This is a genomic window from Streptomyces sp. NPDC050448, assembly GCF_040655295.1.
Classification (GTDB): domain Bacteria; phylum Actinomycetota; class Actinomycetes; order Streptomycetales; family Streptomycetaceae; genus Streptomyces.
Map to the genome: position 1 here is coordinate 12,342 of NZ_JBFAJR010000003.1, position 12,621 is coordinate 24,962.

Here is a 12,621-nt window from a genome sequence, read left to right on the forward strand (position 1 = left end):
CCGTCAGCGGCGGCGCGGACCGCCCTCGTCGTCCTCGTCGTCCCGGCGCAGGCCGAGCAGCTCGTCCGCCAGGGTCGGCAGATCGTCCAGCGGGGTCTCCTCGGCCCAGGCGGGCCGCGGCCGGGCCGGCCGGCTCGGCCGGCTCTCCTGACCCTGCCCGCTCGCGCGGCCGTCGTCGCCGAGGACCGGGAGCTCGCGGGTCGCGTCGTTTCCGGGGTCCCGGAAGATGCCCGGCGGCACCCGGTCTGCCGGGCTCTCCTCCGGACGCCGGGCCGTCGGCCGCACGGCGGAGCGGGCCTGACCGGACGGGGCCCGGCCGGCCGGAGGGCTCGTACGGGACGGGCGTACGGGCGGCAGGACCGCCGTCTCGTCGGCCGGGCCGGCCGCCGGGACGGCCGGCAGCACCGAGGTCTCCGCGGCCGGATCGATCTTCGGCACGGGGACCGTCTGGGTCACGTCGTCCGGCTGGACGACCCGCTTGGCCAGCGGGGTCTCCACCGTCACGGCGTCGTCCGGGAGCGGCTCCTTGGTCATCGCCACCTTGGGGGCGGGCGCCTCGGGAGCGGGAGCAGCCGGAGCCGGCGCGGGGGCGGGCGCGGGTGCCGGAGCCGGCGCGGGCGCCACGGCAGGGGCCGAAGCCGCCGCAGTGGCCGAAGCCGCCGCCGCGGACCGGGCAGCCGCCGCGGCCGCCGAGGCCTCCGCCAGCCGCCGCGCCTCCTCCGCCCTCAGCAGGGCCTCCTCGGCCCGCCGCTGCTTCTCCAGCCGCCGCTCCTCGGCCTCGGCACGCAGCCGGGCCTCTTCCTCCGCCTGCTTGCGCAGCCGCTCGTGCTCCGCCGCGCGGGCCCTCTCCTCGGCCTCCGCGCGCAGTCGCTCGGCCTCGGCCCGGGCGCGGGCCTCCTCCTCGGCGCGCAGCCGCTCCTCATCCGCCCTGCGGGCGGCCTCGGCCTGGGCCTTGATCCGGGCGGCTTCGGCCTCGGCCTTCAGCCGGGCTTCCTCCTCGGCCTTGAGCCGCTCCTCCTCGGCCTTGCGCGCCGCCTCTTCCTCAGCCCTGCGCCGGGCCTCCTCCTCGGCCTTGCGCCGGGCCTCGGCCTGGGCGGCCACCTCGGCCTCCGAGAGCGGAAGCATCCGGTCCAGGCGGTGGCGTACGACGGTGGACACGGACTCCGGGTCCTGGCCCGCGTCGACCACCAGGTAGCGGCCGGGGTCGGCCGCGGCCAGCGTCAGGAATCCGGCCCGCACCCGCTGGTGGAACTCGGCCGGCTCCGACTCCAGCCGGTCCGGGGCTTCGGTGAACCGCTCGCGCGCCGCCTCCGGCGACACGTCGAGCAGCACGGTCAGGTTCGGAACGAGCCCGTCGGTGGCCCAGCGCGAGATCCGGGCGATCTCGGTCGGGGACAGGTCGCGGCCGGCGCCCTGGTAGGCCACCGAGGAGTCGATGTAGCGGTCGGAGATGACGACCGCGCCGCGCTCCAGGGCGGGCCGGACGACGGTGTCCACGTGCTCCGCCCGGTCGGCGGCGTACAGCAGCGCCTCGGCGCGGTTCGACAGCCCCGCCGAGGAAACGTCGAGCAGGATCGAGCGGAGCCGCTTGCCGACCGGGGTGGCCCCCGGCTCGCGGGTCACGACGACCTCGTGGCCCTTGCTCCGTATCCAGTCGGCCAGCGCCTCGACCTGGGTGGACTTGCCGGCGCCGTCGCCGCCCTCCAGGGCGATGAAGAACCCGGCGTCGGACGCAGCCTGCACCGGCTCCCCGCCGCGCAGCGCCTCGCGCAGGTCGCGGCGCAGCGGTACGCCGCTGCGGTCGTCGGCCTTGGCGAGCACCACCACGGCGACGGGCAGCAGCAGGGCGCCGACCAGCATCAGGGTGAAGGCGGCCCCGCCGTGCGCGAAGACGACGTCCCCGGCGGCCAGCCGGTGCGGGCCGATCCCCGCGGCCAGGACCGGGGCGAGGACGGCGCCGACGCCCACGGCCACCCGTACGACGGCCTGGAGGTGCTCGGTGACCCGGGCCCGGCGGAACTCCTCGGTCTCCTGGTCCAGCAGGGTGTGCCCGGTGTTGGCCGCCACGCCCGCGGCGGTGCCGGCGAGCAGCGACAGGAACAGCACGGTCGCCGTGTCCGGGACCAGCCCGGTCAGCAGCAGGGCGAGCCCGGCCACCGCGATGGCCAGGGCCAGCAGGCGGCGCCGGGAGAGCGCGGGCAGCACCTTGCCGGCCTGGGTGGCGCGGATGCCGGCGGCGGTGCCGCCGAGCAGGGCCAGGACGAGCAGGGCGAAGGTGGCGGGGCCGCCGCCCAGGTCGAAAGCGTGCAGGACGGCCACGGCGGCCGCGCTGGACACGGCTCCGGCGACGGCGGCGCAGGCCAGGACGAGCAGCGGGACGGCCCCCGTACGGCCCTTCTCCGGGCGGTCCCCCGCCTTGGGGGTCCGCAGGCCCTCCAGCGGGGACCGCGGGCGCGGCGTCTTCGCCGCGGGCAGCACCAGCGGGAGCAGCAGCGAAACGGACGCCGCGAAGAGGCCGGAGGCCACGTACGAGCCGAGGGCGGCCTGGTTCTCGGCGAACCAGCCCACGCCGAGGCCGAGGGCCTTGCCGACCAGGGTCGCGGCGAGCAGCACGGCGGCGGCGACGGGCAGGGCGGCGAAGGACGTCCGCAGGGTCAGCCGGCGCAGCGCGTCGAGGTGGTCCGGCAGCGGGCGTACGGTCGCCCCCTCCGGCGGCGGCGAGGGCAGCAGGGCGGGAGCCGCGCTGTCCTTGGCCAGGGTCCACAGCCGCTCGGCGGCACCGGAGACGAAGACGGTGGCCAGCAGCGCGGTCAGCGCATGCGCCGGGATCCAGTCGAGCCAGAGCGGGGCGACGACGAACAGGCCGAGCCGGACCCCGTCGGCGCCGACCATCGTCCAGCGGCGGTCGAGCTTGCCGCCGGCCTCCCTCGGGGCGAGGAACTTGGCCAGCGGCCCGAGCAGTACGGCGCCGAAGAGCAGGGTGGCGAGGATCCGGACCCCGAAGACGGCGGCGACGGTGAGGGCCCAGCCCTGGTAGCCGCTGCCGAAGGTCTCCTCGGAGACGGCCGTCTGAAACGCCAGCAGCACCAGCACCAGCAGGGCGAGGGCATCGCCGATGCCGCTCACCAGCTGGGCGCTCCACAGCCGGCGCAGCCTGGGGGTGCGCAGCAGTGCGCGCACCGCTCGCTCGCGGGAATCCGCGGCGAGGGCTTCGTCGTAGGTGGGGTTCGCGGGGGCGGTCACGACCGTTGGCTGCTCGGCTCGCGTCATCCGCCCAGCCTATCCGCTGCGCCTGGCCGCTGCGGAGCCCTGTGGACAACCCCGGATGTGACCCCGCACCCATCTCGGGGCCCGGCCCCGGACCCCGGCCCGCGTGCGGCGGGTACCTGCGGCGCGGGCATGCGGAAGGGCCCCGCGCACGCTGCGCGGGGCCCGCCGATGGCCGCCGGCCGGAAGCTGCCTGGCTTCGGGGCCGGCCGGAGCCGGCAGCCGGAGGCTAGTCGTCCGCGGCAGGGGCGGCGGACGCCTTCTTCGCGACCGTCTTCTTGGCGGCGGTCTTCTTCGCCGCCGTCGTCGTCTTCTTGGCGGCAGCGGTCTTGGCGGCAGCCGTCTTCGTCGCCGTCGCCTTCTTCGCCGGGGCCTTCTTCGCGGGCGCCTTCTTGGCCGGGGCCTTCTTCGCCGTCTTCTTGGCCGGGCCCTTCGCCCGCTTCTCCGCGAGCAGCTCGTAGCCCCGCTCCGGCGTGATCGTCTCGACGTCGTCGTCCCGCCGCAGCGTCGCGTTCGTCTCGCCGTCCGTCACGTACGGGCCGAAGCGGCCGTCCTTGACGACGACCGGCTTCTCGCTGACCGGGTCGGTGCCCAGCTCCTTCAGCGGCGGCTTGGCCGCGGCCCGCCCGCGCTGCTTCGGCTGCGCGTAGATGGCGAGGGCCTCGTCCAGCGTGATCGTGAACAGCTGGTCCTCGGTCTCCAGCGACCGCGAGTCCGTGCCCTTCTTCAGGTACGGGCCGTAGCGGCCGTTCTGGGCCGTAATCTCCACGCCCTCCGCGTCCGCGCCCACGACCCGGGGCAGGGACATCAGCTTCAGCGCGTCGTCCAGGGTGACCGTGTCGAGCGACATCGAGTTGAACAGCGACGCCGTCCGCGGCTTCACCGCGTTCTTGCCGGTCTTCGGGGTGCCCTCGGGAAGGATCTCCGTCACGTACGGCCCGTAGCGGCCGTCCTTCGCGACGATCTCGTTCCCGCTCACCGGGTCCTTGCCCAGCTCGAACTCGCCGCTCGGCTTCGCGAAGAGCTCCTCCGCGTACTCGACCGTCAGCTCGTCGGGCGCCAGGTCGTCCGGCACGTCGGCCCGCTGGTGGCCCTCCGCGTCCTTCTCGCCGCGCTCGACGTACGGCCCGTAGCGGCCGACGCGCAGCACGATGCCCTCGCCGACCGGGAAGGAGGAGATCTCCCGGGCGTCGATCGCGCCGAGGTCCGTGACCAGCTCCTTCAGGCCGCCGAGGTGGTCGCCGTCGGCCGGTACGACCTCCGACGCGTCCTCGGAGCCGAAGTAGAACCGCTTCAGCCACGGCACGGACTGGGCCTCGCCCCGCGCGATGCGGTCGAGGTCGTCCTCCATCTTGGCCGTGAAGTCGTAGTCGACGAGCCGCCCGAAGTGCGTCTCCAGCAGGTTCACCACGGCGAACGACAGGAAGGACGGCACGAGCGCCGTGCCCTTCTTGAAGACGTACCCGCGGTCAAGGATCGTGCCGATGATCGACGCGTACGTCGAGGGGCGGCCGATCTCCCGCTCCTCGAGCTCCTTGACGAGCGAGGCCTCGGTGTAGCGGGCCGGCGGCTTGGTCGAGTGGCCGTCCGCCGTGATCTCCTCGGCCGACAGCGCGTCGCCCTCCGCGACCTGCGGAAGCCTCTTCTCGCGGTCGTCGAGCTCGGCGTTCGGGTCGTCCGCGCCCTCGACGTACGCCTTCATGAACCCGTGGAAGGTGATCGTCTTGCCGGACGCGGTGAACTCGGCGTCCCGGCCGTCCGACGCCCGGCCGCCGATCTTGACGGTGACGGAGTTGCCGACCGCGTCCTTCATCTGGGAGGCGACGGTCCGCTTCCAGATGAGCTCGTACAGGCGGAACTGGTCGCCGGTCAGGCCCGTCTCGGCCGGGGTGCGGAAACGATCACCCGAAGGGCGGATCGCCTCGTGCGCCTCCTGCGCGTTCTTGACCTTGCCGGCGTAGACGCGCGGCTTCTCCGGCAGGTAGTCGGCCCCGTAGAGCTGCGTGACCTGCGCCCGCGCCGCCGACACCGCGGTGTCGGAGAGCGTGGTGGAGTCCGTACGCATGTAGGTGATGAAGCCGTTCTCGTACAGCTTCTGCGCCACCTGCATCGTCGCCTTCGCGCCGAAACCGAGCTTGCGCGAGGCCTCCTGCTGGAGCGTCGTCGTGCGGAACGGGGCGTACGGGGAGCGGCGGTACGGCTTGGACTCGACCGAGCGGACGGCGAACGAGGTGTCCGCCAGCGCGGCGGCCAGCGCCCGGGCGCCCGCCTCGTCGAGGTGCAGGACCTCGCTCTTGAGCCGCCCGTTCGAGCCGAAGTCGCGGCCCTGCGCGATCCGCTTGCCGTCCACCGTGTTCAGGCGGGCGACCAGGATCGACGGGTCGGAGGCGTCACCGGCGCGGCCGGTGGAGAAGGTCCCGGTCAGGTCCCAGTACTCGGCGGAGCGGAAGGCGATGCGCTCGCGCTCCCGCTCGACGACGAGACGCGTGGCCACCGACTGGACGCGGCCGGCCGACAGCCGCGGCATGACCTTCTTCCACAGGACCGGCGAGACCTCGTAGCCGTAGAGGCGGTCGAGGATGCGGCGGGTCTCCTGGGCGTCGACCATGCGCTGGTTGAGCTCGCGCGGGTTGGCGACGGCGTCGCGGATCGCGTCCTTGGTGATCTCGTGGAAGACCATCCGGTGGACGGGGACCTTGGGCTTGAGGACTTCCTGCAGGTGCCACGCGATGGCTTCGCCCTCGCGGTCCTCATCGGTGGCGAGGAAGAGCTCGTCGGACTCGGCCAGCAGCTCCTTGAGCTTGCGGACCTGCGCCTTCTTGTCCGCATTCACGACGTAGATCGGCTGGAAATCATGCTCGACGTCCACGCCGAGGCGGCGGACCTCGCCCGTGTACTTGTCGGGGACCTCGGCGGCGCCGTTCGGCAGGTCGCGAATGTGCCCGACGCTCGCCTCGACGACGTATCCCGGGCCGAGGTAGCCCTTGATCGTCTTCGCCTTGGCAGGGGACTCGACGATGACGAGTCGGCGGCCGCCCTTTGCGGTCTCGCTAGTCGGGGACAACTTGGCTCTTCTCTCCGGTCGGCACTCGGTCGCGGTACGGCGACGCTGCGGAGTGTGACGGTACAACCCGCCCCCGTGTCAAACGGCAGAAGCCCGCAACGGCCACTCGAACGGTAACCCGACAAGTGCCATTTCTGCCGCCCGGATACCGCGGCGGACCCGTCGCGATCACCGGGCCGAGTGGCCAGGGGGCCGTCTGGCCCCGCCCTCGCACCCCGTCTGACGTCCTGTTTCCGATGAAGATCCGCGCCGGTCGGCGCGCCCGTGATCAGAGCCGCGCAAGGCACCAGACGCCGAGCGCCAGGGACACTCCGGAGGCGAGCAGCGCCAGCGGTACGGCGACGACGGGGCGCACGCCCTCGGCCACCGGCGCGCGGTGCAGGGCGCGCGCCGCCGTCCAGCCCAGCAGAGCGGCCCCGAACAGCAGGAACACGGTTGCCGCGAAGATCGCCGGACCGCCTTCCATGCCGTTCCCCCCTTACCCTCGGGCCGCTCTCGGGGGCCCGTACGGATCCCCCCGGATCCCCCCGGCCGGCCCCTGGCCGCCCCCTGCACGGGAGCCTGCCAGGGGAAGGAGAACGGCACGCGAACCCCGGGTTACATCACGGATCCGGCCATGGCCAGGCCGCCGCCGACCGGGCCCCGGCTGCGCCGCCGAAGGGGCCGGTCAGCCGTCGGCCGGCTCCAGGAATCCCTGCTCGACCAGCATCCGGATGGACTCCGGAGTCCGGTCCCGCAGGACGACGGGATCCTCCTGCACCAGGTGTGCGATCGCGTCCAGGATCCGGCCCGCCGTGAGTGAGCCGTCGCACACTCCGGCGAAGCCCGCCCCGACCGTGTCGACCTTCGTCGCACGCCGCATCCCGCGGTTCTGCCGCAGCACCACGTGCTCCGGGTCCTCCGCGCCGGGCGCGCCGACCTGCTCCTGGACGATCTCCTCCGCCAGCACGAAGCGGGCCTCCAGCAGGGCCGCGTCGTCGTGGTCCCGCAGGTAGTCCTGCCGGGCGAAGTGAGCCACCACGGCGTCGCCGAGCGGCTGTTCCACCGAGTGCGGCCACTCCTCGACCACGATCGACGGCTCCGCCGCGTCGCTGCGCCGCAGCGTGATCCAGCCGAAGCCGACGGCCTTGGTCTTGCGCGCCTCGAACTCGTCCAGCCAGTCCTCGTACCGGCGCGTGTACTCGGCGGGGTCGGTGCGGTGGTCGCCCGCGTCGCGCAGCCACAGCTCCGCGTACTGCGTCACGTCCTGCACATCACGCTGCACGACCCACGCGTCGCAGCCGCGCGGCACCCAGGCGCGGACCCGGTCGTGCCAGTCCTCGCCCTCCACGTGCTGCCAGTTGCCGAGGAACTGCGCGTACCCGCCCGGGTTGAGGTGCGCCCCGGCCTCCTGGACGAGGGTCCGGCACAGGTCGTCGCCGCCCATCCCGCCGTCGCGGTACGTCAGCCGGGCACCGGGAGAGATCACGAACGGCGGATTCGACACGATCAGGTCGTACGTGGCCTCGCCGACCGGGGCGAACAGCGACCCGAGGAGCAGCTCGGCCTCCTGGGCGCCGGACAGCGCCAGGGTCAGCCGGGTGAATTCCAGGGCCCGGGGGTTGACGTCGGTCGCGGTGACCCGGGTGGCGTGCTGGGCGGCGTGCAGGGCCTGGATGCCGGATCCGGTGCCGAGGTCGAGGGCGGTGGCGACCGGGGTGCGGACGGTGATCCCGGCCAGGGTGGTGGAGGCCCCGCCGACGCCGAGCACCACACCCTCCTCCCGGCTGCCGATCCCGCCGGCCCCGCCGACGGCGCAGCCGAGGTCGGAGACGATGAACCAGTCCTCGCCGTCGGGGCCGCCGTACGGGCGCACGTCGACGGTGGCGCGCACCGTGTCCTCGCCGTCGGCGGCCTCCTCCCGGCGCAGCCAGCCGTCGGCCAGCGCGGCTTCGACGGGCAGCGCCTGCGCGGCCTGCGCGTACGGCTCCGGCTGCTGGAGGAGGAACAGCCGGACCAGGCTCGCGAGCGGGCCGGGCCCGTGGCCGCGGGTGGCGCGCAGGGCGGGGACCGTCTCGCTGCGGGCCAGCGCGGCGTAGGCGGGGGCACCGAGCAGGTCGAGCAGGCCGTCGGCGGTGAAGCCGGCGGCGAGCAGGGCCGTGCGGAGCTCGGCGGCGCGGTCGGGCGAGGGAAGGCTGGTGGTACTCACCGGTCCATTGTGTCGGCTGCCACCGCAGATGCGTGCGCCGCGCGGCCGGTGGCCCGGCATGCAGCAGGGCGGCCGGGTCCTCGAACCCCGGCCGCCCTGGTCCGCGTACCGCTGCGGCCGCCGTCAACCCCGGCCGCCGGCTACCTCACTTCGCCGGCGACGGCGTCGTGACCTGGCAGCCCTTCTGGCCGTTCATCGCCTTGTTCAGGCCACCCGTCTTGAGCGTGTCGTACGCGTCCTTGCTGCCCTTGGTGGTCCCCTCGAGTCCCTGGGCGACCTCCTTGAGGCCCGCGGCGAACTTCGTCTGGTCCTTCGCGTCCAGGCCTTCCGTCTTGGTCTTCAGGTCGGCGTAGCCCTTGGACGTCGCCTCGAAGCCCTGGACCGCCGCGGCCTGGGTCGTCTGGCCGTCCTTGACCGGGGGAACTCCCGCCCCCTGCAGGGCGGCCGCCATCGTCTTGTACGACTCGGACAGCGTCCCGAACGCCGCCGAGTCGGTCGTCTGCACCTCTTCGGGCTTGCTGTTCTCGGTCGCCACGCGCTTGAGGTCGACGTTGGCGGTCTCGATCTTCTTCAGCTCTGGCTGCCACTTGTCGCAGACCTTCTTGGCCCAGGAGGCGGCCTTGTCGTCCCCGTCGTCGCCGCCGCAGCCGGACAGCACCAGCATCAGTACCGCACCGCCGGACACCGCGGCCGCAAACTTCTTGTTCACCGGATTGGTCCCTTCGAAGGTCTCGGCCCGGAAGATACACGCCAGCCATCCGGGGACGCAGAAAGGCGGACAGACGACGCGTCAGTCCGCGCCGCCTGTCCGCCTTTCGGGCGTATCTTCGAGTCCTCGGGCCGGCCGGCCCTTCGGTCCCTCCTCGGATCTCCTCGGATCCCTCCTCGGGTCACCCGCGGGTCACGCCTCGGGGCACCCGTCGGGTCAGGAGACCGCCGCGGGATCGGGCTGCTGGGCCACCCGCTCTGCGGACTCCGAGCCGTCGCCGTCGCCCTCGTCGCCGACGGCGATGCCACGGCGCTTGGAGACGTACACGGCGCCGGTGATGACGGCGATGGCGAGGGCCGCGACGATCGCGCGCACGGTCGCGCTCGTGTCGGCTCCGTAGCTGAACTGCACGACCGCCGGGGCGATCAGCAGCGCCACCAGGTTCATGACCTTGAGCAGGGGGTTGATCGCGGGCCCTGCGGTGTCCTTGAACGGGTCGCCGACGGTGTCGCCGATGACGGTCGCGGCGTGGGCCTCGCTGCCCTTGCCGCCGTGGTGGCCGTCCTCGACGAGCTTCTTGGCGTTGTCCCACGCGCCACCCGAGTTGGCGAGGAAGACCGCCATCAGGGTGCCCGTGCCGATGGCGCCCGCGAGGAACGAGCCGAGCGCGCCGACGCCGAGCGAGAACCCGACGGCGATCGGCGTGAGGACGGCGAGCAGGCCGGGCGTGGCGAGCTCGCGCAGCGCGTCCTTGGTGCAGATGTCCACGACGCGCCCGTACTCGGGCTTCTCGGTGTAGTCCATGATCCCGGGGTGCTCGCGGAACTGGCGGCGCACCTCGTAGACGACGGCGCCCGCGGAGCGGGAGACGGCGTTGATGGCGAGGCCGGAGAACAGGAACACGACCGCCGCGCCCAGGATCAGGCCGACCAGGTTGTTGGGCTGGGCGATGTCCAGGCTGAGGTTCATCTCCCCGGCCTTGGCGCCGACCTGCTTGACCGCATTGGCGATGGCGTCGTTGTACGAGCCGAACAGCGCGGCCGCGGCGAGCACGGCGGTGGCGATCGCGATGCCCTTGGTGATGGCCTTGGTGGTGTTGCCGACGGCGTCCAGGTCGGTCAGGACCTGTGCACCGGCGCCCTCGACGTCGCCGGACATCTCGGCGATGCCCTGGGCGTTGTCGGAGACGGGTCCGAAGGTGTCCATGGCGACGATGACGCCGACGGTGGTGAGCAGGCCGGTGCCGGCCAGGGCCACCGCGAAGAGCGCCAGCATGATCGACGTACCGCCGAGCAGGAACGCCCCGTACACGCCGAGGCCGATGAGCAGCGCCGTGTAGACGGCGGACTCCAGGCCGACGGAGATGCCGGCGAGGACGACGGTGGCCGCGCCGGTCAGGGAGGACTTGCCGATGTCCCGGACGGGACGGCGGTTGGTCTCGGTGAAGTACCCGGTCAGCTGCTGGATCAGGGCCGCGAGCACGATGCCGATGGCGACGGCGACGAGCGCCAGGACGCGCGGGTCGCCGGAGTGGTTGGTGATCGTGGGGTTCTCGACGCCGACGAGGTCTTGGTAGCTGGCCGGCAGGTACGTGAAGACGGCGACGGCGACCAGCACCAGCGAGATCACGGCGGAGATGAAGAAGCCGCGGTTGATGGCGGACATTCCGCTGCGGTCGGAGCGGCGCGGGGAGACCGCGAAGATGCCGATCATGGCGGTGATGACGCCGATGGCGGGGACGATCAGCGGGAAGGCGAGGCCCAGGTCGCCGAAGGCGGCCTTGCCGAGGATGAGTGCGGCCACGAGCGTGACCGCGTACGACTCGAAGAGGTCGGCCGCCATACCGGCGCAGTCGCCGACGTTGTCGCCCACATTGTCGGCGATGGTCGCGGCATTGCGCGGGTCGTCCTCCGGAATGCCCTGCTCGACCTTGCCGACCAGGTCGGCGCCGACGTCGGCGGCCTTGGTGAAGATGCCGCCGCCGACGCGCATGAACATCGCGATCAGGGCGGCGCCGAGGCCGAAGCCCTCCAGGACCTTCGGGGCATCGGCGGCGTAGACCAGGACGACGCAGGAGGCGCCGAGGAGGCCGAGGCCGACGGTGAACATGCCGACGACGCCGCCGGTGCGGAAGGCGATCCGCATGGCCTTGTGCGCGACGTCGGTGAGGTCCTTGGCGGGCTCGCCCTCGGCGGGGGTGGCCTCGCGTGCGGCGGCGGCGACGCGGACGTTGGCGCGGACCGCGAGCCGCATGCCGATGTAGCCGGTGGCCGCCGAGAAGAGGGCGCCCACGAGGAAGAAGGCGGAACGTCCCGCCCGCTGGGTCCAGTCGTCGGCGGGCAGCAGGAAGAGCAGGAAGAACACGACGACGGCGAAGATCCCGAGGGTGCGCAGCTGCCGGCCGAGATAGGCGTTGGCGCCTTCCTGGACGGCTGCGGCGATTTTCTTCATGCTGTCGGTTCCCTCGTCCGCGGCGAGGACCTGGCGGACCAGGATCTGCGCGACGACGAGCGCGGCAAGTGCCACGGCCGCGATCACCATCACGATGAGCCGATTGTCATCGGTGAGTACTGCGGCTGCCAGATCGGAGTTGCCGACCGGCGCGTTGGGGGTGAAGAGCCCCGTCATTCGTCCTCCTTGACGTGATGAGCTCAAGATGTGGACGGATTGTAGGGAGCTCTTCCCGATCAAAACAGTGCGCGGGAAACGGAATTGGCCTGCTCTTGCTCCTCAGCAATAGATCGCGCCGTCCCATTACCCCCGAAAGGGGTAATGGGACAAAGGCATTGACGCCCGGTCATTGATCTAGGAAATGCCGTGGGGGTATGAAAAAAGGCCCTGCTCAGCAGGGCCTTGATTAAGATCGGAAAAATCTCCGGAGCACGGAACTACGGGACTGCCGACTTCGGACTACGGGAGATCGGACGCGCCGGACACGGGCCAGCTCATCCGGATGGTCCCGCCGGACTCCCCGCTCGTCACCTCGACGTCGTCGACGAGCCCGCTGATCACCGCGAGGCCCATCTCGTCCTCGGTGTCGGTATCCGGGTCCAGAGCGGCGTCGAGGCCGGACACGGCGCCCGTCGGGCCGCCGGCCGGTCCGGGCACCTCGTCGCCGACCTCGATGGAGAACAGCTTCTCCTCCTCGGTCAGGATCACCCGGACGGGCGCGGTCAGCCCGTTGCTGAGATGCAGACCGACGGCGCGCGAGCAGGCCTCGCCCACGGCGAGGCGGACCTCGTCGAGCACGGCTTCGTCCACGCCGGCCCGCCGCGCCACGGCGGCCGCGACCAGGCGGGCCGTCCGGACGTGTTCGGGCTGGGCGCTGAAGCGCAGTTCAACGATGGCCATGCGCGTCCCCCTCGGACTACGGGCGTGCCTTACAGGGGCCCG

General features: G+C 72.8%; 7 protein-coding genes. All 7 read right to left on the bottom strand.

Going from position 1 to position 12,621, the window contains the following annotated elements:
- Positions 1-3: 3 nt before the first annotated feature.
- On the bottom strand, positions 4-3,270 hold the full coding sequence (gene tmk, locus AB0I68_RS04905) for a dTMP kinase (protein ID WP_363175769.1): 3,267 nt from the start codon (positions 3,268-3,270) through the stop codon (positions 4-6).
- A 226-nt stretch (positions 3,271-3,496) separates the two neighbouring features.
- Complete coding sequence (topA, locus tag AB0I68_RS04910) at positions 3,497-6,331, bottom strand: type I DNA topoisomerase (RefSeq protein ID WP_363175770.1); 2,835 nt, start codon at positions 6,329-6,331, stop codon at positions 3,497-3,499.
- A gap of 268 nt (positions 6,332-6,599) precedes the next feature.
- Positions 6,600-6,797 (bottom strand): hypothetical protein, encoded by a 198-nt coding sequence (locus tag AB0I68_RS04915; protein WP_363175771.1) that lies wholly within the window; start codon positions 6,795-6,797, stop codon positions 6,600-6,602.
- A 201-nt stretch (positions 6,798-6,998) separates the two neighbouring features.
- The gene (locus tag AB0I68_RS04920) at positions 6,999-8,519 is read right to left on the bottom strand and encodes a class I SAM-dependent methyltransferase (RefSeq protein WP_363175772.1); all 1,521 of its coding nucleotides are present in this window, start codon (positions 8,517-8,519) and stop codon (positions 6,999-7,001) included.
- A 145-nt stretch (positions 8,520-8,664) separates the two neighbouring features.
- Positions 8,665-9,228: a small secreted protein gene (locus AB0I68_RS04925; protein ID WP_363175773.1), complete on the bottom strand. Its 564-nt coding sequence runs from the start codon at positions 9,226-9,228 to the stop codon at positions 8,665-8,667.
- Positions 9,229-9,444: 216 nt separating this feature from the next.
- Positions 9,445-11,856, bottom strand: coding sequence for a sodium-translocating pyrophosphatase (locus AB0I68_RS04930; protein WP_363175774.1), 2,412 nt, complete (start codon positions 11,854-11,856; stop codon positions 9,445-9,447).
- 282 nt (positions 11,857-12,138) lie between these two features.
- Entirely contained in the window at positions 12,139-12,579 is a 441-nt protein-coding gene (locus AB0I68_RS04935; protein ID WP_363175775.1) for an ATP-binding protein, read from the bottom strand.
- Between the last annotated feature and the right edge of the window lie 42 nt (positions 12,580-12,621).